24 protein-coding genes are annotated in these 24,105 nt (G+C 45.7%); 8 read left to right on the forward strand and 16 right to left on the reverse strand.

All coding sequences use genetic code 11. From position 1 onward, the window contains the following. Window positions 1-1,165: 1,165 nt before the first annotated feature. The 3 genes from VIS94_14710 to VIS94_14720 form a co-directional block, all read right to left on the reverse strand. Window positions 1,166-1,699 carry a hypothetical protein gene (locus tag VIS94_14710; GenBank protein ID HEY9162325.1) on the reverse strand — a complete coding sequence of 178 codons (534 nt, stop codon included), beginning with the start codon at window positions 1,697-1,699 and terminating at the stop codon, window positions 1,166-1,168. 237 nt (window positions 1,700-1,936) lie between these two features. Further along, window positions 1,937-2,140, reverse strand: a complete 204-nt coding sequence (locus VIS94_14715) for a hypothetical protein (GenBank protein ID HEY9162326.1) — start codon at window positions 2,138-2,140, stop codon at window positions 1,937-1,939. A gap of 141 nt (window positions 2,141-2,281) precedes the next feature. After that, the gene (locus VIS94_14720) at window positions 2,282-3,235 is read right to left on the reverse strand and encodes a WYL domain-containing protein (GenBank protein HEY9162327.1); all 954 of its coding nucleotides are present in this window, start codon (window positions 3,233-3,235) and stop codon (window positions 2,282-2,284) included. 253 nt (window positions 3,236-3,488) lie between these two features. Here VIS94_14720 and VIS94_14725 point away from each other — a divergent pair, with 253 nt between their 5' ends. The 5 genes from VIS94_14725 to VIS94_14745 all read left to right on the forward strand — a co-directional run bounded on the left by VIS94_14725 (window position 3,489) and on the right by VIS94_14745 (window position 6,214). Further along, window positions 3,489-4,040 (forward strand): protein-tyrosine phosphatase family protein, encoded by a 552-nt coding sequence (locus VIS94_14725; GenBank protein HEY9162328.1) that lies wholly within the window; start codon window positions 3,489-3,491, stop codon window positions 4,038-4,040. Beyond that, window positions 4,037-4,990, forward strand: a complete 954-nt coding sequence (locus VIS94_14730) for an ADP-ribosylglycohydrolase family protein (protein HEY9162329.1) — start codon at window positions 4,037-4,039, stop codon at window positions 4,988-4,990. The genes VIS94_14725 and VIS94_14730 overlap by 4 nt, the downstream gene beginning before the upstream one ends. Further along, window positions 4,987-5,340: a hypothetical protein gene (locus tag VIS94_14735; GenBank protein HEY9162330.1), complete on the forward strand. Its 354-nt coding sequence runs from the start codon at window positions 4,987-4,989 to the stop codon at window positions 5,338-5,340. The genes VIS94_14730 and VIS94_14735 overlap by 4 nt, the downstream gene beginning before the upstream one ends. 122 nt (window positions 5,341-5,462) lie before the next feature. Further along, window positions 5,463-5,792: a hypothetical protein gene (locus tag VIS94_14740; GenBank protein HEY9162331.1), complete on the forward strand. Its 330-nt coding sequence runs from the start codon at window positions 5,463-5,465 to the stop codon at window positions 5,790-5,792. A 248-nt stretch (window positions 5,793-6,040) separates the two neighbouring features. Continuing rightward, window positions 6,041-6,214 carry a hypothetical protein gene (locus VIS94_14745; GenBank protein HEY9162332.1) on the forward strand — a complete coding sequence of 58 codons (174 nt, stop codon included), beginning with the start codon at window positions 6,041-6,043 and terminating at the stop codon, window positions 6,212-6,214. Window positions 6,215-6,276: 62 nt separating this feature from the next. Here VIS94_14745 and VIS94_14750 read toward each other — a convergent pair whose 3' ends face one another. From VIS94_14750 to mnmA, 7 genes are all read right to left on the reverse strand, one after another. Then, entirely contained in the window at window positions 6,277-7,488 is a 1,212-nt protein-coding gene (locus VIS94_14750; protein ID HEY9162333.1) for an AAA family ATPase, read from the reverse strand. A gap of 136 nt (window positions 7,489-7,624) precedes the next feature. Further along, on the reverse strand, window positions 7,625-9,022 hold the full coding sequence (locus VIS94_14755; protein ID HEY9162334.1) for a peptidase: 1,398 nt from the start codon (window positions 9,020-9,022) through the stop codon (window positions 7,625-7,627). 113 nt (window positions 9,023-9,135) lie between these two features. Continuing rightward, window positions 9,136-9,495, reverse strand: a complete 360-nt coding sequence (locus VIS94_14760) for a hypothetical protein (protein ID HEY9162335.1) — start codon at window positions 9,493-9,495, stop codon at window positions 9,136-9,138. 217 nt (window positions 9,496-9,712) lie between these two features. Then, complete coding sequence (locus VIS94_14765) at window positions 9,713-10,309, reverse strand: hypothetical protein (GenBank protein ID HEY9162336.1); 597 nt, start codon at window positions 10,307-10,309, stop codon at window positions 9,713-9,715. Between the two features lie 36 nt (window positions 10,310-10,345). After that, on the reverse strand, window positions 10,346-11,059 hold the full coding sequence (locus VIS94_14770; protein ID HEY9162337.1) for a DUF1573 domain-containing protein: 714 nt from the start codon (window positions 11,057-11,059) through the stop codon (window positions 10,346-10,348). A gap of 228 nt (window positions 11,060-11,287) precedes the next feature. Continuing rightward, entirely contained in the window at window positions 11,288-12,109 is an 822-nt protein-coding gene (gene larE / locus VIS94_14775) for an ATP-dependent sacrificial sulfur transferase LarE (protein ID HEY9162338.1), read from the reverse strand. Then, window positions 12,110-13,192 carry a tRNA 2-thiouridine(34) synthase MnmA gene (mnmA, locus tag VIS94_14780; protein ID HEY9162339.1) on the reverse strand — a complete coding sequence of 361 codons (1,083 nt, stop codon included), beginning with the start codon at window positions 13,190-13,192 and terminating at the stop codon, window positions 12,110-12,112. A gap of 230 nt (window positions 13,193-13,422) precedes the next feature. On the opposite strand from mnmA, the gene VIS94_14785 reads away from it, so the two are divergent. The 3 genes from VIS94_14785 to VIS94_14795 are packed head-to-tail and all read left to right on the forward strand — an operon-like array spanning window position 13,423 to window position 16,236. Next, the gene (locus VIS94_14785; protein ID HEY9162340.1) at window positions 13,423-14,154 is read left to right on the forward strand and encodes a TVP38/TMEM64 family protein; all 732 of its coding nucleotides are present in this window, start codon (window positions 13,423-13,425) and stop codon (window positions 14,152-14,154) included. A gap of 32 nt (window positions 14,155-14,186) precedes the next feature. Further along, window positions 14,187-15,548, forward strand: a complete 1,362-nt coding sequence (locus VIS94_14790) for a TIGR04283 family arsenosugar biosynthesis glycosyltransferase (GenBank protein ID HEY9162341.1) — start codon at window positions 14,187-14,189, stop codon at window positions 15,546-15,548. Then, window positions 15,535-16,236, forward strand: a complete 702-nt coding sequence (locus VIS94_14795) for a DUF3047 domain-containing protein (GenBank protein HEY9162342.1) — start codon at window positions 15,535-15,537, stop codon at window positions 16,234-16,236. Before VIS94_14790 ends, VIS94_14795 begins: the two co-directional genes overlap by 14 nt. 6 nt (window positions 16,237-16,242) lie before the next feature. Here the strand turns inward: VIS94_14795 and VIS94_14800 are convergent, their stop codons facing one another. The 6 genes from VIS94_14800 to VIS94_14825 form a co-directional block, all read right to left on the reverse strand. Beyond that, window positions 16,243-19,449 carry a PDZ domain-containing protein gene (locus VIS94_14800; protein HEY9162343.1) on the reverse strand — a complete coding sequence of 1,069 codons (3,207 nt, stop codon included), beginning with the start codon at window positions 19,447-19,449 and terminating at the stop codon, window positions 16,243-16,245. Between the two features lie 168 nt (window positions 19,450-19,617). Beyond that, window positions 19,618-20,616 (reverse strand): radical SAM protein, encoded by a 999-nt coding sequence (locus VIS94_14805; protein HEY9162344.1) that lies wholly within the window; start codon window positions 20,614-20,616, stop codon window positions 19,618-19,620. 16 nt (window positions 20,617-20,632) lie between these two features. Further along, entirely contained in the window at window positions 20,633-21,805 is a 1,173-nt protein-coding gene (locus VIS94_14810) for a (Fe-S)-binding protein (protein HEY9162345.1), read from the reverse strand. A 6-nt stretch (window positions 21,806-21,811) separates the two neighbouring features. Continuing rightward, entirely contained in the window at window positions 21,812-22,510 is a 699-nt protein-coding gene (locus VIS94_14815) for a YdjY domain-containing protein (GenBank protein HEY9162346.1), read from the reverse strand. A 20-nt stretch (window positions 22,511-22,530) separates the two neighbouring features. Beyond that, complete coding sequence (locus tag VIS94_14820) at window positions 22,531-23,043, reverse strand: rhodanese-like domain-containing protein (protein ID HEY9162347.1); 513 nt, start codon at window positions 23,041-23,043, stop codon at window positions 22,531-22,533. Next, the gene (locus tag VIS94_14825) at window positions 23,030-23,530 is read right to left on the reverse strand and encodes a MauE/DoxX family redox-associated membrane protein (GenBank protein ID HEY9162348.1); all 501 of its coding nucleotides are present in this window, start codon (window positions 23,528-23,530) and stop codon (window positions 23,030-23,032) included. Before VIS94_14825 ends, VIS94_14820 begins: the two co-directional genes overlap by 14 nt. Between the last annotated feature and the right edge of the window lie 575 nt (window positions 23,531-24,105).

Consider the following 24,105-nt stretch of genomic DNA (forward strand, 5'->3'; position numbering starts at 1 on the left):
ATGGCTGACAGACTATAATCACAAGCGGCCGCACAGTTCCCTAGGGAACTGTGCCCCGTATGAGTATTTCATGAACCAGAAAAATATGCTAAATAACCAGACACTCGCTTTAAAGGTGGCTTAATAATTGGGGGAAGGTCAATAGGATTGAAGGCAGATTCTAACAGCCAACTTTGAAGATAACTCACAACTGTCAAACCTCCTTCTTTGAAGGTGCGTTATGACTTAAGGAAAATGTTATGATGTTACCATGGAAGAAAAGATTGGCCATTATTTTTATCACAATTATGCTTTCATGTTCAATGTTTTTATTATTTCTATCAATTGCAAATTATGTTGATTATCCTCAACAAAGCCATAGAGAACTACTTCATTCTATTGTTGGTTTTATTTTCACAATGTACTGTTTCAAGAAAATATTTGGAATTCCCAAACCTTTCGGAAAAGGAAGATTCATCTTATCATTATTGATCATCCTAATAATATTATGGTGTATGTATATTTTAGAATGGTTAACTGGGAATTTACCAACTCGATCCTTTTTTATTGTACCAATTATAATAACATTAATCTCACCATTTTTAGGAATGGTAATATATAAAATATATTCATGATCACATTAAAAAAACCATAGGGTGTCACCCATTAAAAGGTCCGTGTCAAGAGAGTAGATTTTTCTGTCAGTAGAGGACGTTGTGCCATTCTGCTTGCAAGGTGCAGATATAGCGATTTTGACTTTGCCATGTTCTGACGTGACGCCGCCATATTTTCTATTATTATTATTGGTTACGGATGCCTGATCGAAATTGCTGTTTCAGAATCGGCTCCCGAAATATCTGCAGGAAGATGTGTATTCATATGAGATAGGCCAAGGGATATTCCCTTAAAGAAATCGGGTAATATTTCGGCAGGAAATCCGTTGTCATGAGCCAGTCGAATCTTAGGAGAATAAAAAATGACAGTGGGATTAAAAAGAACTAACGACAAGAGAAGCGCTGGTTATGTATTTAAAAATAATCTTTAATATTTAATGTGTTCCCGTAGTGTTCCCGTAAAGCCTGCGAACATTGGCCTAGAGCCAATAACCGGTCATTCGATTCCCCCCGCCTCCACCATGAAAATGGCTTGAATATGAACAATACCCATTGGTAATCCTGATGCAATTCTATTCATTTGGCTGTATTTGCCATTTTTTTGCCAGTTTATCCCATTTGAACTGCTCGCGGTATATCTTGTTATCCGTTGGCGGTACGCCAGGGCCTTCAAAATTAATGGAATATGAGTTCTTAAGATTTTCGATTTTCAGTTTGCTCACTTTATCATCAAAAACCTTTTTATAAGATTCCTTGTTAAAGTTGCTGCATTCTGTGGCGTGAACTATTACAAGCAAAAAATATGAATTTCCCAAAAACGGATACTTTGCAGCATCTTCCTTGTTTTCATTTTTAACAATTTCAGTCCCTAGAAAGTAGAACAAGGTTGCAAATACCGTACATTGGGTTCCATTGCCTTTATTGTAATTGATAAATGAGCAAAGCCTGTCACTGTCTGATTGACAGTAATTTTTCAAACAGACATTCTCATGAAATACATCAAGGGCATACTTATCAAATTCTTCCTTTGGCGGTTTGCCCGAGCATGCGGTAATGGTGAGAATAAGTGCAAGTGAAAGTGTGAGAAATTGAATTTTCTTTTTCATAAATCAAAGAACCTCTAATAATATTTTTTTATGCAATCGGTAATTCTCAAAACTTCCAAAATACTCATTTTCAAAAAGGGATGCTGCATGGATCATCCCTTCATCCAAATACATTATTTTGCAGGTTTTGCCAATGGGTCAACAGGCCGACAAGGCCTGACTTTTTTCATATTTCAAGCACGGAAACCGTACGTGACGCTGTTTGTTCCCGTCTTTTCTCCAACAGTGGATCGCTGATCATATTGCAAAGAGGAAGCCGTTAGAGATGGCCATGACCATGTATTTCCGTTGCCCCGACCTCAGCAGCATGCCCGCTATTACGGATGCATCGAAGTCACTGTCAAAGAGGTCCGGACAGGACCGCCCGACCTGCAGCTTTTTCATCATGCCCTGGCTCCTGTTGCCGACCTTCCGGTAAAGCGCATCATCTCCGGCACGCATTTCATGTGCGACCTCAGTCTTAAAGGCAGTGAAATAGCTTATGGCTAAATGAAGGAGAAATAGGTTATCGGTGTCTGGCAAAAAATACCGGCTTGGCGGCTGTTTTTAACTCGTCTTCAACATCTGAGCAGCCATTTTTTTTCATGTCTTCTTCTGCCACTTGATCCAGTCGCTGAATTCATTCAGCAAAGATATTTTCACGGATTCAGGTTTTATAATCCTTACATGCGGCAGCCAGGGCTTCACGCACATTGATATCTCTTCAGTATTGCAGGCCATGAAGTTTAGAATAAGGGAACCATCCGGCTTTTCTTCGGCCGTTTCCTGAAGCGGCAGAATATTGCCCCTGCGTTTGAAATAGTCGGCCCACAATGAATCGACTTCTATGGTAACCCTGATGTTCCTGTTGGTGGTGAACCATACATTGACGCTGCTTTTGAGGATGTCGTCAATATCGTCTGGAATCTTTTTGAACCTCTTGTTCTTTAGGGCTGTTATCCCGCTGATTTTGTCCAGTGCGTATTTTTTTATCCTGTCGTCGGAAGAATCCCTTGCTATAAGGTACCAGAATCCGTCGAAGTATGCGGTCCTGTACGGTTCGACCGTGACCGGGTGCGCTTCCTTCATATTTCCCTTGTACTCGAACTGCAGGAATTTCTTTTCGTTTATACCTTCCACTATCTTATCCACTGTCTTTCTAGGGAAACGTATGGGCTCGTCGAGCTTCACGAAGACAGGCCTGCAGTCGGTATAATCTGAGAGCCTGTTGAATATCGTATCCGCATTGTCACCGAAAGGCTTTCCGAGCTGCCTGACCATGTCCCTGACGGCTACTATCAATGCAAGCTCAGACTCCTCGTAATTTCTCAGATTGCTTATGATACTCTTGTCAAGACAGTGGCATCCCATCCTTTTTTCATGTATCGGGAACCCGGCCTTTCTCAAGGCAAGCAGATCCCGCTGAATTGTCCTTGTCGTTGTCGAAAAATCCGCGGCCATGTTTGTAGTATAGACCTCATCCCTTTCCAGAAAATACCTCAGCATCTTTGCAAGCCTCAAAATCCTTTCGGCAACCGGCTTTCGTTCATCAGACATAAGCACTCCTTAATTATCCTGTATGAAGACGTTTCGGCAGGCCGGGCTTTAATATTAAATTTTCTGCGACACACAGCTGTCGAGTCCCCGGTGCAGATTTAAAAAAGATGATTTATGATGGGGTTTCCAGTTCAGGATACATGAATTTAAAAGGAGGTATCTATGGCGCATGCATTGATAGATTTTTCGGCAAACATTGGATTCGGTGAAAAGCAGTCTTGCAGGAATATCGACATCGTAAAAGGTGGCTGAAATGGACAGTATTGTTTCAGTACCTTCAAATCGTTCCTACTGGGTTATACCCGGCAGGCTGCTTGCAGGTTATTATCCGGGCGATAGAAACAAGACAGTGATGGATATAAAACTCAATGCCCTGCTTGACTGCGGCATAAGGACATTCATAAACCTGATGGAACCGGGCGAGGTTGACCATGACGGACTTGAATTCAACCCGTATGAAGAAAAGCTAGTAAGCCTTGCCGCTATTCGCGGACTTAAGGTCTCAATATACAGGCATCCTGTCAGAGATATGGGTGTACCCACACGTGAAGAGATGAGGCAGATCCTGGACAGGATAGACGAGTCGTTGATGAGAGGCCTGCCAGTATATGTTCACTGCTGGGGAGGAAGGGGCAGGACGGGCACCGTGGTGGGCTGCTGGCATGCAAGGCACAGTCTCGGGCAGGGCCGTGAGATACTCGAGATAATCAGGCAGCTCAGAAAAAAGGACGAAAAGGGAAACCTTCCATCACCTGAGACAGAGCAGCAGATAAGGATGGTGATTTCATGGAGGCTGGGAGAATGAGAGACAGGTTCAGGGGAAGCCTTCTGGGGCTCGCTGCTGGCGATGCCCTGGGTGCATCCGTCGAGTTCATGCCGCCGGGCTCTTTTGAGCCTGTCACATGCATGAGAGGCGGAGGGCCGTTCAGTCTCAAGCCCGGTCAGTGGACCGATGACACATCTCTTGCCCTCTGCCTTGCTGAAAGCCTTGTCGAATGCAAAGGTTTCAATGCGGCTGATCAGATGGAAAAATATCTCCGGTGGTATAAGGAAGGATACATGAGCAGCACCGGCTCCTGCTTTGATATCGGCACCACGACTGCCAGGGCACTGAACAGATTCAGGGACACCGGAAATCCCATAAGCGGGCCGGTGGACAGGTTCAGCGCAGGCAACGGCTCTATCATGAGGCTTGCCCCTCTCCCTCTGTTCTATTCGTCAGATCCTGAAAAGGCGGTCTTCTTTTCCGGTGAAAGCTCCCGTACAACGCATGGCTCAGTTCTGGCCATTGATGCGTGCAGGTACATGGGTGGCATTATAGCCGGTGCAGTAAACGGCGCATCAAAAGATGAAATCCTTTCCAGCCAATATTCTCCGCTCGAAGGCCTGTGGGAAAATAAGCCGCTCTGTAAAGAAATATCCGAAGTCGCAGCAGGGTCATTTAAAAAGAAGAATCCGCCGGATATAAAGGGAATCGGCTATGTAGTCCAATCGATCGAGGCAGCACTCTGGGCATTTTATAACAGCAGTTCCTTCGAGGAAGGATGCCTCATGGCGGTCAACCTGGGCGACGATGCCGACACGACCGGTGCTATCTATGGCCAGATAGCCGGGGCCTATTACGGGGCGGATGCGATCCCGAAAAAATGGCTCGATGTACTTGCAATGAAAGAGCTTATCGAAGACCTTGCTGACAGACTCTTTGAGATGGGCAACATGCAATGGACAGTTGCCAAAGGAGGGAAACTGAAATGAAAAATATAATAATCCCGGCTATTATTATGCTGGTTATGATACCAGTGACAGTCCTTGCAGGAGGATATGTCAAACCAGACCAGTGGGGCGGTTATCACGGTCTCGATAATATAACCGGAGAAAAAATCGACGCCCAGGCCGATGACTGGGGCGGATACAGGGTCAAGAAAGGCGACCTCCAGATTTATATGAAACCCGACAAATGGGGCGGTTACGACTGCAGGGTATACGATAAAAATTATAGGCAGGTTGATTCTTACAAGCTCAAACCTAACGGCTATGGCGGCTACAAAAGCGATGAAAAAAATATCCGGGTTAAGAAGGATAAATACGGCGTTTATAAGTGGTAGTTGTTTTGTTACGATTTATCTGAGATCTATGCTGTTCAAGATGGGATATATAGGTTGCCTGCATCTTAATCTTAAAGTAGATAAACAATAATCACTGAAGAATAATGTTCATGGCCAGGAAAATGAAAAAACCGAAAGTTTATGTGATTGCCGGACCCAATGATGCAGGCAAGACAACTTTTGATAAAGAGTTCCTGCCCAATTTTGCTGATTGCATCAATTTCATAAACGCAGACCTGATTGCTGCCGGCATATCTCCATTTTCGCCTGAATCGGCTTCGGTAAAGGCAGGCAGAATTATGATAGAGCAGATGAGGGAATATGCCCAGGCAAACAAGGACTTTGCTTTTGAGACGACCATGTCTGGAAGAAGCCATTCGGTTTTCATTAAAGAAATAAGGTCAAAAGGTCATGAAGTCCATATGATAATTCCTTTGGCTCAAGAATGTTGACCTGGCGTTGAAGAGGATCTCCGACAGGGTAAAATCAGGCGGGCATAATATGCCTGAAGATGTCGTCAAAAGAAGATTTTCAAGGGTGTTAAGAACTTTTTCAGCATTTATGCCAAACTTTCAGATTCATGGGCTCTGTTTGACAACTCATACAGCCAGCCCAAAATGATTGCCAAGGAAGACAACAGGAAGATGACAATACCTGAGAAGGAATTGTTTGAACGAATCAGGAAAGGCATGGAGGAATCATGATGTCTAAAAAGAAGGATATTAAAAAACTGAGCGTGCCGGAAAAGGCTGAGCTTGCAATGAAAGCGGCTGTTAAAAAAACCATGGCTGAACATAAAAAAAGGGGAGAACCTGTTGCTGTCTGGAAAGATGGTAAAGCGGTTTGGCTCCCCGCTGATGAGATAAAGATATAAGGAATATAAGAACCATAATTCTTCTGTTTATTAAAATCAATGTTTGGGATGAAATTAAAAGTTCAGTAAAGAAATCCGAACAGGTATAAAGGTATCACACCCTTCTCGCCAATAAGGATGTCGTCCTTGACAAGATAAGAGTTTTCAAGATTGTCTTTTATCTGCTTGAAGTCTTTTGTTTTGCCGCCGATTTCAAAATATTTTTTGTTTACTTCATAATCGCCAATTCTACTGCTGAATATCTTGTTTCCCGAATTCAGCAGCATCGCTGCGAAAAACAGTTCTCTTGTTGTTCCAATTGATTTTTCTGCACCGATATCACGGACAATTGCTTCGTGGATGTTGGGGTTTTCTAGAAATACCTTCCCTGTGCTTTTCAGAAGAGTCCCCCCCCTTCCTGAAGAGGGGATCAGCCTTATAAGCCCCGTCTCACTCAATATCTGAAGGTAATATCCAATTGTTTTATTGTCGATGCCAATGTGCCTGGAGATACTGTTAACGTTTATTTCACTTGGTGGTATTGTGGCCAGATAGGAAAGTATCTTTTTAAAGTTTGCCAGGTTGGATGTTTTCAAATTGTAATAAGTGGCAACATCCTCATAAATTATTTTATCGATTATGTTCATCAGACGCTGGTGGTATGTTTCCTTATCTTCACCTGCAAAAGGATAATAGCCGTAATCCAGGTAAGATTTAAAATGCCCCCTGATTCTTTCGATGGATGCAATCTTAATGGTATCGGGATTTGACGGTTCCATTATCTGCTTTAAAGAGAGTACCGGAAGATCAAGATTGCAATTGAACAGCAGGTATTCCCGAAACGACATTCCGTTAAGCCTGTAAAGGATACCACGTCTTGAAAGGTCATATGTCCCCTTGATGAGATCGAGACTTGAACTGCCTGAAAATATAATCTTGATGTCAGGGAATGAGTCATAGACATTTTTCAGTTCCTGGTTCCAATTTTTGTATTTATGGACCTCATCCAAAAAGAATGTCTTAATGGCCTCTGTTTCATACTGTTCAATGATATATTCGTAAAGGCTGTTGGCTGAAAAATAAATGCTGTCAAGGCTGAGGTATAAACATTTTGATTTATCGTCGATATTGTCTTTTATATACTGGAGCATAAGTGTTGTTTTCCCTGTGCCCCTGGGCCCGATCAATCCGGTTAAACGGTTTTTTATGTTGAACGATGGATACAGATACCTTTTCTTATCATATTTTATTGAGTCAAGAAGTCTGTAATAAGTAGTTTTGAGCTGGTTTTTCATTTAGACTCTAATCCTTTTAATTGTTTATATTATTGGAATGTACTCCAATTGATACTTTATTGTCAACCGGTGGAATGGGTCACATTAGATGGTAAATCAGTATTCATGTGTTTTTCCGAGTGAAATAACCGCAGTATTATTTTAATCGGGGGAATCTGAGCCGCCGCTCTTCCTGTATGAGCATCTTGTTGGTCTCTTCCATCTGAAGCCACTGCTCACGGGTTACGCTGATGTTCATATTGAGCCATTCCCTGAGAGTGTTGATAACCAGATCTTTTTCATCAAGGTCTGCAATATTTACACCGTGATTCGCGCCCGGCTGGATGATTTTCAACGCATTCGTCTTTCCTGTAAGTTCGACGGCCGTTGAGGTGTAGGGATCATTGCCGCCGTATATATAGATAATGTTATTGCCGCTGTTCTGAAGCCATGTGTTTATGTCGATCATGGCAGCAGGGTCAAAGACCATAACGGCATCGGCAGGTGCAAAAACCCTGTAAGTCGGATTCGGCAGATCCACAAGCAGGTCTGCCAGATGGTTATAGATATAAGGCGCATAACCGAGCTGTGTGTACGCCTGATAATAGAACGGAGCAAACTGATTCATCACGTATTCGGTATAATTGGCTGGGTCGTTAATTTCCTTCAAATGGTTGAACCACGCCTCGGGGCCTGCATCCGCCCCGGGAATCCTGCCGGTGTCGCCATCGCCGTACTGCCAGAAAGAAAACATGTATTCGAGCACGTTATATTCAAATGTTTCGCCTGGGCTGAAACTGTAGGTAAGCCCCTTCTGCTGAGCATAGTCGATATAACAGGGAATAAGAAGGTCTCTGTTGGACAGGCAGAGCCTCTGGAATGCCGTTATCTTTTCCCTGTCTTCCGGCGTCCCCACCTGCTCTGTGAGGAATGTCGCAAACCGCGGGTCTTCAACGCCGAACATCATGGGAGCTACATAGGCAATCGTCACATCTGCATCATCGGGAAAAAACCTTGCGTCATAGAATGTGGTCATGCCTCCCTTTGAATAGCCTGTTGCGACCCACTTTCCTTTATAGATACCTTTGAAAAGCTCTTTTATCCTGTGGTGGTCTGATGACGCCTGCCATATGTCAAGGTATTTCCAGTCGAGAGGATCGGGCCTGGCGGAATCAAAATAGCGGTGCGTTATGTATATCTGGTTTGCATTGAGCAGTCTTGCCGGTTCACATATCCAGTTCCTGCCTGTTGAGTAGCCGGAATGGAATTTGACCATGGGTGCTTTTTCATCGATATGCGAAAGCAGAATGCGCTGGCTGAATTTGGCGCCGTCAGGTCTGTTGTGGTCAACAGGCTGGGTCACATAAATCTCAAATGCCTCTTTATAGCCCTGGGGAGGGCGGATCCTGGTGAATGTTATATCAGGGATTTTTTCAAGCTTTTCTTCAAGCGTAAGCGTTTTGTTCGACGAAGAGGAGCATGCGGAAAGGTTCAATATTGAAAGCAAAACCAGTATCAATGCTGTTAAAGCATTATACCTCAAAAGCCTGATCATACCGGGCCTCCTGAGAACAATAAATGATAATTCAGATATCGGAACAGATATTCAAAGACTTGAGAGTCGGGATGACTTCATATGAAATGGATCACACCTTATAAAATCATTGATTATGCGGCTTTACGGTTTATGTTATAATGCTCGGTGACAAGTTTCTCAAATTCGACTGTGTCGGATGCGCTAAGCCTCATGTTTATCTTTCCGCTTGAATCTTCAGCAACCCAGACTCTTCCCGCATCATCGGAATAGACCGCCGTTATGCTGTCATCAAGCATATGGTCCCACCGCGGGTCACCTGAAATCTCGGTCAGCCCCAGTTCATTCATCACGCGCCTTGAAAGGCCGCCTATCGCCCATTTTTCCCAGAGCTGGGATATGTCGAATCCGGAGGTTTCTTTGCTGATGTTTTTTCGTGCATCCTCAATAGCAATCACCTTTTTCATGTAAGAAGTTTCATCTATCAGATTCATTGTTTTCTCCTTCAGCTTTTTCATATCGGCTATGTGTGGAAAAACTTTACGTATTTTTTGTGAATTTCTGATTAAATAAGGATTAAATGTTAATGAATACCGGATAATTCGTATTTATGTATCCTTAATATCAACTGTGAGACTGTTCATTATTCAGGATATGAATCAAGAGAGACCTGCATAACCGACCTGATATCTGCGAGATCAAGGATGCGGGTTATTTCATCAGCTCCTTTTCCAGGTCTATCATCTTGTTTCCGACAATCCTGTGGCCTGATTCCAGGAAGAATGTGGGAAGGTTGTGAACCTTTAATAGGTTGCTCAAAGCTATTGATTTGTCAACAGTCTTCGCCGCATCCACGCATTCGGATTCGGGTTTTATCCCGTTCGTTTTCCAGGTCTTCTGATTGTAGGCATCGAGGTCAAGTTTCCTGCATACTACCTGTACCCCGTTTTTTCTGGGCAGGTCGTTGAACCCGCAGAATAAAATTTTCAGCTCAGCATGGTATGTGTCAAGAAGGGGTTTTATCTGACCAGCCGCGTCGCTGCAATGTGAACATTCGGTGCTCGAGAACATATAGACAGTATGCCTGATTTTCCCCTTCGGCTTATATGTCAACCCTGCTGCGGCATCAATCTGAGGTCTCAATTGCAGGAATAATTTTTCAATGGCCTTGTTTTCATCTGACTGTTTGTCGGGAAAATCATCGGTCTGATCCACGTTGTTTGCATGAACCGGGGTTATCAGAGAAACCAATGAAATCGATATTGCAATAACGGCAAATTTCACAGCTTTAATGATACCGGTGTTCATAATTCCCCCATATACTGATTCTTTAATCTTGAGAGACTAAGGCTTTTTAATATCTTTTGTTACTTCAACCTGGACAGGGATCAGCTTCTGAGGCAGCTGCTTAAGATCGGTCCTGAAAAATATCGAACCTTCGATAACACCAGGTTCTTTACCTGAATTTATGGTCAGAAGAAGGGTTTTTTTCTCCCCGGGTTTTATCACCATCTTATCGTTCGGTGATAATGACAGGTGATCAGGGGGCGACAATTCGATATCATAGATGCTCACGGGATCCTTGCCGGAGTTCTCGACGGTTATCGCCTTCTGATATTTCGATCCGGCTTTTACCCGGCCAAGGCATATATATTCAGGCTTTATGGAAAGCACTTCCTGAATGAAAGCCTGTACGATTAGAGTGACATTTTTTTTATCAGGGTCATTGGTGATCACCTCAATGCCTTTCTTCAGGTTGCCCCTCATGTTGTAGGTCGGGATTCTCACGTGTATTTTGTCTGCTTTTCCCGGTTCGACCGGACCGACAGGAAGAGTTACCTTCAAACCGTTGCAGCTTTCACAGGACTTCATCTCCAGAGTTAGCGGCTCATTACCGGAATTTCTGACTATAAAATCATGTTCGATTGCTTTGCCTTCCATGTAATTCCCTGCCGAGTAGGTATATTCATCTATCGTTATTTTTGCCGCACCGAATGCCGCACTTCCTGTTAACACCGAAAGCAGTAATATAATTATGACCAGACCTGTTCTGTTCATAGAATACCTCCATTTTTGGTAATGCAATTTATAACCCGGACCTTCCTTATAATGCATGTACATCAAGCTTTTATTCATTGGCCTCATCCAGTTCAAATAATCCTATCACAAATGAATGTTTTTGGCCAATATTCCGGAATTGCCTGTGTGCTTCAGGTCCGGCAAGGAGACATGAACATTAAACATGATTCAACAATTGCAGTGCATAAAGTTTTGAAGGCTGTTTCTCTATTCTCTGTTTAAAATTTCATTCATGCTTCCTGAGCGGAAACCCTCAAGGTCAAGTGTAACATAGATAAAGCCTGCCTTTTTTGCAGCGATGACAATCTCGGCTGCATTTTGAACGGCTGAAGGCATATCCTCACCTGCAAGTTCTATTCTCAGCACGTCACCATGGTGTCTGGCGCGGAACGTCTTGAAGCCTTTTGCGGCAAGAAAATCCTCTACCTCTTCAACCTGTCTGAGCTTTTCAGGCGTGATCGGAGAGCCGTACGGGATGCGGGATGCCATGCATGCCATCGCCTGCCTGAATGCAGTCGGAAGATTGTAGACTGCTGACGAAAGCTGTCTGATATCCTCTTTGGAAAAACCCAGTTCCTTAAGAGGACTTTTTACATCAAGCTCTTTTGCAGCCTGCATGCCTGGCCTGAAATCTCCGGCATCATCAAGGTTTGCGCCGTCAGCTATCACCTTGATGCCGTGTTTCTCGGATATGTTCCTTACTTTTATGAAAAGCTCTTTTTTGCAGAAGTAGCACCTTTGCGGGGGGTTGTCCCTGAATTCGGGTATGTCGAGCTCTTCCGAGATGATTCTTTCATACCGGATTCCGTTCTTTTTGAGCCACTCTATTGCGGGTAAATATTCTCTTTTGGGATATGTCGATGATGTGGCTATCACTGCCAGACATTTCTCACCGAGTGTTTCATGTGCGACCGCAAGCAGAAACGTGCTGTCAACACCGCCTGAATATGCTATTGCGCAGCATCCCCATGATGTCAGAAGATCTTTCAGGCTCTGAAGCTTTGCTTTCTGTGACGGTGAGATTTCCATTTAATCCGCCTTGTGAAATTCTTCAGCCTTCTCTGTTGCATATCTTATGATACCGCCGCCGAGAACTGTCTCGCCATCGTAAATCACGACAGACTGTCCGGGTGTTATTGATTCCTGTGGTTCTTCAAACTTTACGATAAGCTCTCCGCCGGAAATTTCCGCATGGCAGGCCGCCGGCCTGTGCGCATAACGGATCTTGCCTGATATCCTTTCCGGAATGTCTTGCGTGAACATATTGATGTTGTCCGCGACAAGGCCCTTTGCAAAAAGATATTTTCGCTCTCCCGCAACGATCATATTTCTTTGCGCATCAATGGAGATGACCCTGAGAGGCATGGGGCTGCTTATGCCAAGGCCTGTGCGCTGGCCTACGGTATATGATGCAATGCCCTTATGCCGTCCTATCGTTCTGCCTTTTATATCAACGATATCACCCGGCTCATGATCGAATCTGCCCTTCATGAAGGCGTTCATGCCTCCTCTTGGAATAAAGCAGATGTCCTGGCTTTCGGGTTTACTTGATACAGGAAGGTTTTTTTCAAGGGCGATTTTTCTGACCTCGTCCTTGGTCAGGCCTGCAAGCGGGAATATTACATTTCCAAGGGCCTTTTGCCTGATTGCATAAAGAAAGTATGTCTGGTCCTTGCGCCTGTCCTTTGCCTTTATAAGGGCAGGGCCGCTATCTGTTTGCGTTGTTCCGGCATAGTGGCCTGTTGCAAGAAAATCAAAGCCCATGGCCAGTGCCTTGTCCAGAAGCGCACCGAATTTGATCCGCCTGTTACAGACAACACAGGGATTGGGCGTTATGCCCAGCCGGTAATCACTGACAAAAGGCTTGATCACGTCTTCTTCAAGTTCACGGGCGAAGTCCAGTATGTAATGCCTGATGCCTATTGCCCTGCATACGCGTTTTGCGTCCTCGATCTCTTCAGGGCCGCAGCATTTGATTTTGCTGCCGGGAGAAGGGGCGACACCGAGGCACATTGTGACGCCTACTGTTTCATATCCCTGATCTTTAAGCAGGCTTGCGGCGACAGCCGAATCGACGCCGCCGCTTAAGCCCACCATAACCTTTTTTTTCATATCCGGTATCCTTAATAAACCGTTAAGTCCTTCCTTTGTTTCTTGTGCCACGGTTATGGCAAAACCCTTGATTCCTGAAATAAGCCATAACGGCTTGATTGGAAATTGGCAAGGCCTGATGCAACGACAAGAAAATAGATTGTTAAATACATAACATTCTTGTTTCCCATGTTGTCTGTTGATTAGCCTGATGCCTGATATTATAATAAATTAAAAATGAGATGATATAAATGTCCGAACCTGCAGATAATCAAAAGCCATCAAATAAAACAGCCGCATGGTATAAGCCTGTTGTCCTTATTCTTGTCATAGTTGCTGTTTTCATTCTGGGAAATGTATTCGGAATAGGGGAGAAGCTGGGACAGCTTCGCTCCTGGATTGAATCTTTCGGCAGTCTCGCCCCGCTTGCTTATATTATCCTTTATATCTTGGCCACCGTGGCTGCAGTGCCGGGAGTGGCGTTATCGTTAATCGCCGCCACACTGTTCGGATCTTTTCGCGGTGTCATATATGTCAGCATCGGCTCAACTGTTGGAGCGGCGCTTGCGTTTCTCGTTTCCCGTTATATTGCAAGGAATGCTGTTGCAGCCTGGCTCAAAAATAATCCGCGTTTTTTAAAGCTGGATGCAATGACTGAAGAGCACGGCGCTGTCATTGTAGCGCTAACCAGACTGGTGCCGCTGTTTCCTTTCAATCTTCTCAATTACGGTTTCGGCCTGACGAAAGTCCGGTTTTTCACCTATGTGTTCTGGTCATGGCTTTGCATGCTGCCGGGCACTATCTTGTATCTTGTAGGATTTGACGCTGTCTTAAAGGGAATCACTGAAAACAGGGCACCCTGGCTTCTGATTTTGGTATTCCTGCTGGCGGCTGCCGGAGTTTTCTCTCTGACGCGGTTTGCAAGAAACCGTCTGAACAGATCAGGAAACACACCTGAGGAACTTGACGGTTTTCCCAAATAGTAATGAAGCAAGGCATGGTTTAAAAACATTTTATGAAGAGAAACCTCCTCATTATTTTTTCCAGGTGTCCAGTGCCCGGAAAAGTTAAGACCAGACTTATTCCGTTACTGGGGCCGGATGGCGCTGCACGGCTGCAGAGGGACATGGCAGCCTGGCTTATAAAAAGGCTCGAGCCGCTTCTTCCTGATGTCAACGTTCGGGTTTACACCGATGCCTGCGGTTCCTGCGGCATACAGAGTATATTCAGTCCTGATCTGCAAGTACGCATCCAGGTTCCCGGAGATATAGGGCGGAAAATGTCTGCTGCTTTTTCAGAAGCCTTTGATGAAGGTTTTGAGAGAGTTGTACTTATCGGCTCCGATTGCCCGTTCATCACCCCTGATAACATAAGACATTCTTTTTTGAAGCTTGAGGCTTGTGACTGCGTGCTGGGTCCTGCTTATGACGGCGGCTATTACCTTATAGGGTTGAAAAGGCTGTGTCCTGATATTTTTAAGGACATCTCATGGGGTGGCGATACTGTACTTGAGCAGAGCCTGATGAAGGCGCATGCCCATGGTATGAGTACAGCTCTGCTGGAGCGGCTTCATGACATTGACCGGCCTCAGGATGTCGAACTTTGGAAAAACCTGCTCAGGCAAAGTGAACCGGGCATTTCAGTGATAATACCGGCGCTCAATGAAGGCGAAAAAATCGTCAAAACACTAAGAAGGCTTGAATCGGGAAGGAACATTGAAGTGATAGTAGTTGACGGCGGCAGCATTGATAAAACCGTTGAACTGGCCAGGCTGAACGGGGCCGAGGTGATCAGCTCTGCTTCCGGGCGAGCCGATCAGATGAATACGGGCGCTTCCTTTGCGGCAGGTGAATATCTCCTTTTCCTCCATGCGGATACGATACTGCCGCAGGGATTTGATAATGATATGAGATACACACTGGCCGACCCGCGGATAATCGCAGGTGCTTTCAGGCCCGGTTTTGATTCAAAGGGTTTGTCCATGCGAATAATCGAATACGGCGCCTTTCTTCGTTCACGGTACTTGAGCCTTCCCTATGGTGATCAGGGGTTGTTCATCAGAAAAGAGGATTTTCGTGAAGCCCAGGGTTTCCCGGAACTACCCATAATGGAAGATGCGGTATTTGTTACAGGCCTTAAGAAAAAGGGCAAGGTGGTCACTCTCGATAAAAAGGCAGTCACCTCTGCCAGAAGATTTGAAAAGCTGGGTGCTTTCCGTACATGGTTAATCAATCAGTGCGTAATCGTGGTCTTTCTATCGGGAGCGAAACCCGGATTGATTGCGGAGTTGTACCGCAGACATGCAGGTCCTGCCGAGTGGCTGGGTCTTTTATTCAGGATACTTTTTTTGAAAGGGTTCAGGATTGAAGCTAATTAATATAGCCATTGTTTTCATTATGCTTCCGGTAATTATCCTTGCCGGGGATACGCTTTTTACAGAAAATTTCGCTTCTCTCTCAAAATGGAAAGAGGTTTATTTTCCAAAAATCCAGGCGCACACGAAATATACTGCGGCAACCGACGGCAAGGAGACGTTTTTAAAGACGCAGAGCCATGCCTCGGCATCGGTAATTATTTACAGGGAGCCTTTCAATCCGTATGAATATCCGCTTCTCAGATGGCGGTGGAAGATTGACAATGTACTTAAAGGGGCCGACCTTAAAACGAGAGAGACTGATGACTCTCCTATAAGGGTCTATATCGCATTTGAATATAATCCGAAAAAGTCCACGGCCGCCGAACGCGCACTTTACGGTTCGGTCAAGCTCATCTACGGTGAATACCCGCCGCACAGCTCCCTGAACTATACATGGGCCAGTGAGCCATCGGCGCCTGATATCATAACCAGCTCATACACTGACCGCAGCAAAATGATTATACTTGAAAAAGGGAGCAGAAAGGCCGGAATGTGGATTGAGGAAAGCGTTGACATCATTGCCGATTACAGGAGGGCTTTTGGCTCTGATCCGCCCGAAAATGCGACACTGGGCATCATGAACGATACCGACAACACGAAAGGTTCGGCCGTCTCATATGTGACAGGCATTGTCCTTAGCAGGAGATGATGGTTTTTATTGCAGCGCCGCCTCAAGACATGAAATTTCCTTGTATGTCTTTTCTGCCTTGAACCTTAAGACATCCATTGCATGGGCATTCCTTTCGATATTTTCATTAAGGCTTGCCGTCAGAGGTGCCCATGCAAATTGCTGGTTAAGGATATCAAAGAAAAATCCCGTTGCGTAAGATGCCATCTTTCCCATGGCCATCACCTGCCAGTATTTCTCGCCTGCAAAAAAAGCCTTTGTGCTGAGATATTTTTCAAGTGCGGGATGATCGAGCAGTATCTTGCCGATCATAACAGCGCCATCCTGGGCCTTCTCATATTCGCTTTTTTCCTGGCTGTTCCACTTGTCGATCTCATAGCCGTAATTCGTCCCTTTGAAGACATCCAGCAGTTTCGATGAATTCTGATAGATGTCGTCGAGTTTGACCCTGGCTGTTTCAAGGCTCCTTATTTCGCCTTGAACTTTTTGCAGGTCTGCGGCATCAAGCGGTGTCGTGAGCATGCCTGTGCGTACCTTGATTGCATCGTCGATCTTCGCCTTTGCTACATTGTAGTTGTCCATAAACTTATCCGCAGGAAGGCTTGTCATAAGATCAAAGACGACACTCCAGGCCCTGTCTACCGATTCATCATATGCCTTTGAAATCTCTCTGGTTGTCTGTTCGATCTGCGAGCGCTGGGATTCATTTATTTTGATCAGGTTCCTGAGCGCCGTGTTGATAAACTTGAGCCGGTCTCTTGCCTCGATCAGCTGCCTGTTGAGAAAAGCGAGGCGTTCCGGGTCCATGTTCACATCATAAATGTCGGTGTCGGTGCAAGGTGATGTTACGACGGGCCTGGTCTGAACCTGGGCCTGAGCCGTTGCAGTCGGCCTGCGGCCTCCTCTTCCTGGGGACTGTGTGGTTGAAGGTGCAGGAGCCGGGGCTTGTCCGGTCTGAAGTTTCAAAAGGTAGTCCGAGGCTGCCGCTGGATTCTTTGCTGAACTGCCGTATAAGCTGCCGATGCTCTCAAGATCAGCCTTTGCCTGGGCATTAGAGGGGTTTTGCTTGAGCGAGCCGATCTGTCTGTCGGTTTCTTTCAGGATTTCCTTTTGAAGCTGAATATTCTCGGCCGTTGCAGGCACTAAAACGGCCTTGGGCAGGGGGATATTCATCTTGTCGAAGTTTTCCTTGGATAGGGTCCCGGCAAGGGCCTGGGCGCTTAATTCGGCCAGATATCTTGCCTCTTCCAGATCGCCTGACTGCGCCTGAGTAACCGCCAGCCTGCCAAGCTGACTGCTGAGTATCAACTGGGATGTAATTTCGGTTGTGGTTGTGACCGATGGGGTTATCTGGGTCCAGCCGCCTCTCACCTTGTAGGATACGCCGCCTTCAAATGCCCTGGGCATTTTGCTGGTAAGTTTGCCTTCCGGATTCATGTAGAATGCCTGTCCGAGAAACCAGTAAGCAGGCACTTTTTCAGGGGTAAACCATCTGTCCTGGGTGATGCCGCCGAGATCTATCCGGATATTGTTTTCTCTTGCCCATCTGGCGAGCGCTATGATCTTGGAAGCCTCCCTTATCTTGTGAAAGGAGGGCATAATACGTGCATAGGCATCATAATTGTTCATGAGCTGTGCACACCATGCGGCATAGTCGGCTTCCACTTCCGTATCGGGCGGCATGCCCCAGAACTGGCTGTCATCGCCGAACTTGTACAGCATTTTTGAAGAGCCGAATTCGACAATCGAATTATCAGGAGAGACCTTCATATCGACCGTGTCCGGCTCGAGCCACTGACGGTAGTATATGTTTCTCCTCTTGTTGAAAAGGTCGTGTCTGATTTCATATTCGGTGCGGGTGCAGCTTCCGGGGATGCTGGAGAACATATCGGGTCTGACGTTTATGCTCTTAAGCGCATAGTCGGCCTCATACATGATCATGGCGAGCTGCGAGCTTCCGTCAAGGTCTATGGGCTTTGTTTCAGCATAGGGTCTGTTCAATCCTTCAAGGTATTCGGCGGCCTGTGTTGAAAAGGTAATCCCGTTGAAGGCTTCATTCATGAAGTTTGATTGATGGTTCTTCGGTTCATACGGCATAAGCAGATTCTGTACATTCCTTATGGCGCCTTCGGATTTCATTTCACCGCTTGCATACATGCCGGTAAGGTTTTTTATGACGTCAGGGGTCACTATACCCGAGGACTCCAGGATTGCGATATATGCTGAAGCCGCAAGGTCTGAATGGAGTTTGTCTTTTGAAGATGCATCTTTAGCCTCAATGGTGCGGGCCTCATTTGATTTTCCGAGGACTTCAAGGGCCTTTGCCAGGGATTCGGATGTGTCTTTATAGACAAGATCGAGAGCCTGTGCGGTTTCCGTAAAGCCCAGGTTTGTGAAGACCTTGATCTGGATTGCACGTATGGAAGCGGGCGGAAGAAGATCCTTAAACCTGTCCAGTTTAACGTAATTGTACCAGGCGACATATTCCTCTTTCGTCAAGCCGTAAGCCTTCGAAAGTTTTTGGATCATGGTCTGCCGTTCCCTGACGAAACCGGGGTGCCCCCTTACTGCATTCACCATGATGCTGAGGTTGGATTTGACCTTGTCCCCGGCATTGTTGATTTCCTCTTTCGTTTTTGGCGTAGGCGCGAGATTCATTATTGGTTCGGGATAGGCCATGGCGGTTTTCAGAAGGTCGAGGTAAGGGATCCTGCCCGTATCATAGGCATCGTCATAATGGCCGATAACGGCTATGCGGCCTGAAGATTTATCGATTACAACTTTGTCGAGCACATTGATGTAGTCGAGCTTTTCTATCGATGAGATACCGGCCGGCATGATGTCTGGCACAACTCCGGGGATAATGAAATCCTCCTTGATGTCGGTTACTTCAAGTTTTAATATCCCGCCCGGGATGACCACCCTCTCGATCTCGGCGCCCTGGCGCTTTATAAGAAATCTTACGGGGACATAAGGCATCCGGTTGAAGTCGGAATTGTCCTTAACAGTCCTGCCGTTGACAGCGATAATCATATCGCCCGGCTGAAGACCTGCGAAGGCTGCTGAAGATTGCGGTGCGACCTGTGACAGGATAAGGCCGCCGTCTTCAAGCTTGCCTGAGAAACCCCAGTCAGTAATGTATGGCGGGATCTCAGAGGCCCGGGTTAAGCTCGCACATGTCATGATGAAGATTGCTGCCAGAAAAAATTTGCGGAACCGGATAGAGCTTGTCATGGCTTGACCTCCTTCTTGTCTGAAAAAGTATTTTTATCACGAGGCTTGAGCACATTGTATCAATTCCAAATACGGTTGGGCAAGACCGATATTAAATTAGACGGGTTCGTGTCTCGATGTCTGGATAAAATGTTTTAAATCAAAGCATCATAAGCTGTTTTAAATCAATTAATCTCTACGAAAAAAGCCTGAACCTCTTTGTCTTACATCCCACCCGGATTCTTTGAAGAGACTGTGGCATGCAGATACGGTGCCGCCCCGGCCTTCTTCCGTCTTTTCTTTAATATCTCTTGGATTGGCTCCGGCTTCGGCCCAGAAGAGGTTTGCACCGGCGATTGCGCCCAGGGTGCACGGCTCGTGCGTGCAGTTTCCGGTCACAGTGCGAGGCATGCCCAGCCTGGTGACTGCCACTATCTGCGCCATGCGCAGTTCTGTAATGGTGCCAAGTCTGGCCAGATCAGTCCCGGGAATGGGTATGCGCCTGGCCGCGCCACTGAAAGCCGGATTAATGGATGCAGTAAAAAGTATCAGTTCGGCAAGCTCCTCATTCGTATGCTCCGGCCCGACCGGTTCCACGCATGTTCCGACTATGAGCCCTGCATGCTGAAAGTTTCTGATGCTCTTTTTTCTTTTATCTGGAGAAAGACTTGAATCAATACCTTCACGCAGTCGGAGAGCATGATAAACCCCTGTGTAACCTGCATCTTTTATCATCTTTGCATTAGCAAGATTCTGATCACCTACATTTGCGATCAGGATTGTGCTGGGATCAAGATTTTTCCTGATTTCACGTGATATTTCCATAAACATTTCGAATGGATAATGTGCCGTCGTCATCACGTATATCGCATTTGCGCCATAAGCCTCAAACTGAAGCGCATATGCCACGGCCTGTTCCGGGGCAAGGCGCGCCTCTGTTTTGAAAATGCCGTTCTTGGATGCGAAGGAACAGAACATGCAGTTACAGGCGCATGGCGCAAGGTTGAGCGCAAGCTGGGCATGGATCTCTGCCTTGTTACTGCTGAGTTCTTTTGATATCCGGTTCGCCTCTGCCATTGTCAGATAAGACTCTTTTGAATCAGGGGCATGGTTCAGCAGAAAAACGAGTTCCTCTTTATTAAGCGATTTTCCATCAGCTGTTTTTTTGAGGATTTCTTTAATATTCATTTCAGACCTTTCATAATTAGATTCTATTTTTTATTGTTTTATAAGACCTTTCCATGACCGAAACGGCACTTACCGTCTTTCTGAAATATCTTTTCAATAAGAGCCTGTGTACATAGGTGAAGGGAGGCTTTGACATCAGGCCGTAAACAGAAGGCTTCTCGGGATTCAAAAGGACATCCAGCACATGCGTACAGTTCATGCGGGTTTCCATCATTTCCACACAACCTGCACAGTATGTCACGACGCTGCCGCCGGATGTTTCTATTGCCGTTTTATCAAGCCAGGTCTCTGCAAATTCAGGGCAGATATATTTCACCCCTGCGCCGTTGCCGCAGCAAAGGGTTTTCTCTCCGGTATGGGCCATATCCTTGAAACTGACAGCTGCCGTTGAAAGAAGCTGCCTTATCCTTTCATGAAGGCCGGAGCAATTACGCATGCTGCATGGGTCATGGATTACATATGTTTTATTGTGAAGTCTTTCCATGCAGGGCACATCCGGGAGCACTTCATAGACCATCCTTACATTAAGTCCATCTGCATATTTCCTGAACATGCCGTAACAGTTCGGGCAGACAACGATCACGTCCTCAACGCCGTGAGAAATAAGATAGTCCTGAATTTCAGAGAGCATAGAATGTGAAAATTCCTGAAAACCCAGGTCATCCGAAATGCGGCCGCAGCAGTCAAGCGCAATACCAATCCCGGGGATTACATCTTCAAGCAAATGAAACAGCTTTCTGGTCAGGCCCGGTCTTGTTCCTGCGAACGCACAACCGGGAAAGAGCAACTCTTTGCATCCTTCCGGCAGGGCATAAAATGTAAACAGCCTGGACATGCCTGTTTTTTCATGCTGAAGCAGAGCTTTATGTTTCCGGAGAGGGGCAATGCCCCTCTTCGCCAACTCACGCCGCATATTCATGAACAGTCCGCGTATGTCCAGCCCTTCGGGACAGACGGCCGAGCACAGGCCGCACAGGCTGCATTCATAAGGTATTATTCCAATTTCATTATTTTCCGGGTTATATCCGGTTACAATCTTTTTAGGGGTTCCGTATTTTTTCAGAAATGCACATTCATCAACACAAAGCCCGCATTCAGTGCATTTTACTGTAATTTCAGACAGTTGAACTGCAAAAGGATGAACCTCATGTTCCAGTGTCTGCTTTTGGCTTATTGTCTCGGTTTTCATGTATGTTCAATCAATACCGGGAATTCTGCTGTAAATCACTGCAATCGGGAATCTATCCTTGTTCGGCAGGACTTCAGGATTTCCAGAGAAGAGCGAGTTCGGGCTGATCGCCCTTTTCAGTGATGATATCTGAGGATATGCTGCATTACTGGTAATTCCAATCGGGCATGATTCGAGGCATGTCAGACAGCCCGTTTTGTATCTGATTGCAGCTGTCTTGTTTCCGCCAAACCGTATCTTAAAACCCTTTTTCGATGAGTCCAGGAATATATCCCTGAGGTTTAATGTTTTTTCAAGACCGGGCCATGCCGCCTTCACATCGAGTTCGTCTCCTGAAACAAAACAGCCGTTACTGTCCATTGAAAGGTTGTTGCCGGGCCTTAATCCGATACCGGCAAGCGAGTCATATAATGCATCGGGTGTAACTGGAGATGATAGAATGAACTTGTCGGCGAGCTTGCCTCCGCCGTATCCTATTCCCCAATGCGCGGTGGTTTCATTCAGATGTTTGAGGCTCAGTTCTGTATAAATTATCACCGCAGCTTTTTTTCTGTCCTTTATCAGTGGGGAGTGCTTTGACGGCCAGTCATCCGGCCAGGGTCTTGACGAGTTTCTATCCGGAGATAAAGCCAGGAGACCGGCGGGATTCAAAAGAAACGCCCCGCTTGCTATGAGCGCAGATATGAGAAATTCCCGCCGCTCCATAAAATGGCTGAAAGATAAGACTATTTCACCTTTTCAACAGGGTAATCCGCTTCACTCCAGGCCTTGATTCCGCCAGGGAAACGGTAAACATTCTTATATCCAAGCTTCACTGCCCACATGGCGCCGTTATGGCTTCGTGTGCATTTTACGAAACCGCAGTAAAAAACAATCAGCCTGTCTTTATCGGGTCCGAGAAGCTTTATCAGGGCGTCTTTTGTCTTGTCGTCGAGAGTAGTCATTTCCGGAATGGGGAATTCCATCTGCACTGCGCCCTTTACATGCTGTTTCTTGTAGCTTGCTTCATACGGCATGGTGTCGACTATGAGCATGTCCTTGTTCTGATCCATCCAACCCTTGAGTTCTTTTGCTGTCACAATGCCGTAGCCGCCCCTTGAAACCTCTCGTGCGAAATTAGCTGAGATCTGCTCGGTGTCGAGTTCCTTTGTTCCCCATGCAGCCATTGCGTTAGAAGACAGCCCCGCGATAAATACTATCGCCATGATTATTCCGAAAACACCTTTAAACTCTTTCATTAATATCCTCTCCTTTTATATTTTTTGTTTTCAATTTTCGAAGGTGTCTCGATGTGTACAGATACGGGATTATGATGCAGAGAAGAAAACTATCCCGTAAAAAGGCGTTTTTAAGACCGGCCTGTTTTGAAAGCTCTTCGGCTCCGAAACAGCCGCAATCCACATCCAGGTTCTGTGAAATGCCGTAACCCAGAACGAACACAAACATAAGAATCAGGGAAGAGATGATTGCCAGAGCCCCTCTTATATCAAGCAGAAGACCTATTCCTGATACAGTTTCAACAAGTGGGAGACCGATTGCAAAGACAGGGAGCAGCATCTCCGGGATTATGTCATAGGCTGATATGGTCCTGGCAAAGGCCCTGGGATCAAAAAGTTTGATCACTCCGCCGTATATGAAGATTGTCGAGAGCGCTATCCTGACAACCCTGTAAGGCCAGATGAGAGACAGTAGATAATACACTTGCCTTGAGAATTTATTCTTCATCAGACATAGCTAGCAAATGCAAATACAGAAGACCAATTCCGTAATATTATAGGGGATGCATGATTATTCAAATCTGGAATAGGAGACGATATTCCGGAAATATACAAATGATGGCATTAAACGCTGTTTTATTATCCTTGTAATGATTTGATAAAAACCAACAGAGACACTCACATTACATGTCAGATATTTCTTTTATGTCAGTAGCATCTTTCCAAGAGTTTTCTCCGGATCTCTCATGTTTGCCCTCCTTTTTTTATTGGATGATTCCAGTTAAGCCGCAGCTGCAAGTGAAAATTCAATTTATACGGTTTCCTTGCGATCATTCTTGTGCAAGAGAGCATAACCGATTATGTAATAAAGTAGGAAGGTGTGAATGGAAAAGGTCAATATCTTCGTTGATGTCCAGAATATCTATTACACGACAAGAGATGCTGACCTTCCCCCCGAAAAATAAGCCATATTTGAAGCGAGTATGATCTGGTAAAAAGGTAAGAGGAGGATCGTACCATGAGGAGAGGGAGATTTGGAGAGGAGCAGATAATCCGGATACTGAAGGAGAGAGAAGCCGGGGT

It is taken from the genome of Desulfomonilia bacterium (assembly GCA_036567785.1).
GTDB lineage: Bacteria > Desulfobacterota > Desulfomonilia > UBA1062 > UBA1062 > DATCTV01.

Excerpts from the sequence above, each read along its gene's own strand:
- VIS94_14710 (HEY9162325.1), bottom strand. The coding sequence starts at position 1,699 with ATGAAAAAGAAAATTCAATTTCTCACACTTTCACTTGCACTTATTCTC.
- VIS94_14715 (HEY9162326.1), bottom strand. The coding sequence starts at position 2,140 with ATGCGTGCCGGAGATGATGCGCTTTACCGGAAGGTCGGCAACAGGAGC.
- VIS94_14720 (HEY9162327.1), bottom strand. The coding sequence starts at position 3,235 with ATGTCTGATGAACGAAAGCCGGTTGCCGAAAGGATTTTGAGGCTTGCA.
- VIS94_14725 (HEY9162328.1), top strand. The coding sequence starts at position 3,489 with ATGGACAGTATTGTTTCAGTACCTTCAAATCGTTCCTACTGGGTTATA.
- VIS94_14730 (HEY9162329.1), top strand. The coding sequence starts at position 4,037 with ATGAGAGACAGGTTCAGGGGAAGCCTTCTGGGGCTCGCTGCTGGCGAT.
- VIS94_14735 (HEY9162330.1), top strand. The coding sequence starts at position 4,987 with ATGAAAAATATAATAATCCCGGCTATTATTATGCTGGTTATGATACCA.
- VIS94_14740 (HEY9162331.1), top strand. The coding sequence starts at position 5,463 with ATGAAAAAACCGAAAGTTTATGTGATTGCCGGACCCAATGATGCAGGC.
- VIS94_14745 (HEY9162332.1), top strand. The coding sequence starts at position 6,041 with ATGATGTCTAAAAAGAAGGATATTAAAAAACTGAGCGTGCCGGAAAAG.
- VIS94_14750 (HEY9162333.1), bottom strand. The coding sequence starts at position 7,488 with ATGAAAAACCAGCTCAAAACTACTTATTACAGACTTCTTGACTCAATA.
- VIS94_14755 (HEY9162334.1), bottom strand. The coding sequence starts at position 9,022 with ATGATCAGGCTTTTGAGGTATAATGCTTTAACAGCATTGATACTGGTT.
- VIS94_14760 (HEY9162335.1), bottom strand. The coding sequence starts at position 9,495 with ATGAATCTGATAGATGAAACTTCTTACATGAAAAAGGTGATTGCTATT.
- VIS94_14765 (HEY9162336.1), bottom strand. The coding sequence starts at position 10,309 with ATGAACACCGGTATCATTAAAGCTGTGAAATTTGCCGTTATTGCAATA.
- VIS94_14770 (HEY9162337.1), bottom strand. The coding sequence starts at position 11,059 with ATGAACAGAACAGGTCTGGTCATAATTATATTACTGCTTTCGGTGTTA.
- larE (HEY9162338.1), bottom strand. The coding sequence starts at position 12,109 with ATGGAAATCTCACCGTCACAGAAAGCAAAGCTTCAGAGCCTGAAAGAT.
- mnmA (HEY9162339.1), bottom strand. The coding sequence starts at position 13,192 with ATGAAAAAAAAGGTTATGGTGGGCTTAAGCGGCGGCGTCGATTCGGCT.
- VIS94_14785 (HEY9162340.1), top strand. The coding sequence starts at position 13,423 with ATGTCCGAACCTGCAGATAATCAAAAGCCATCAAATAAAACAGCCGCA.
- VIS94_14790 (HEY9162341.1), top strand. The coding sequence starts at position 14,187 with ATGAAGAGAAACCTCCTCATTATTTTTTCCAGGTGTCCAGTGCCCGGA.
- VIS94_14800 (HEY9162343.1), bottom strand. The coding sequence starts at position 19,449 with ATGACAAGCTCTATCCGGTTCCGCAAATTTTTTCTGGCAGCAATCTTC.
- VIS94_14805 (HEY9162344.1), bottom strand. The coding sequence starts at position 20,616 with ATGAATATTAAAGAAATCCTCAAAAAAACAGCTGATGGAAAATCGCTT.
- VIS94_14810 (HEY9162345.1), bottom strand. The coding sequence starts at position 21,805 with ATGAAAACCGAGACAATAAGCCAAAAGCAGACACTGGAACATGAGGTT.
- VIS94_14815 (HEY9162346.1), bottom strand. The coding sequence starts at position 22,510 with ATGGAGCGGCGGGAATTTCTCATATCTGCGCTCATAGCAAGCGGGGCG.
- VIS94_14820 (HEY9162347.1), bottom strand. The coding sequence starts at position 23,043 with ATGAAAGAGTTTAAAGGTGTTTTCGGAATAATCATGGCGATAGTATTT.
- VIS94_14825 (HEY9162348.1), bottom strand. The coding sequence starts at position 23,530 with ATGAAGAATAAATTCTCAAGGCAAGTGTATTATCTACTGTCTCTCATC.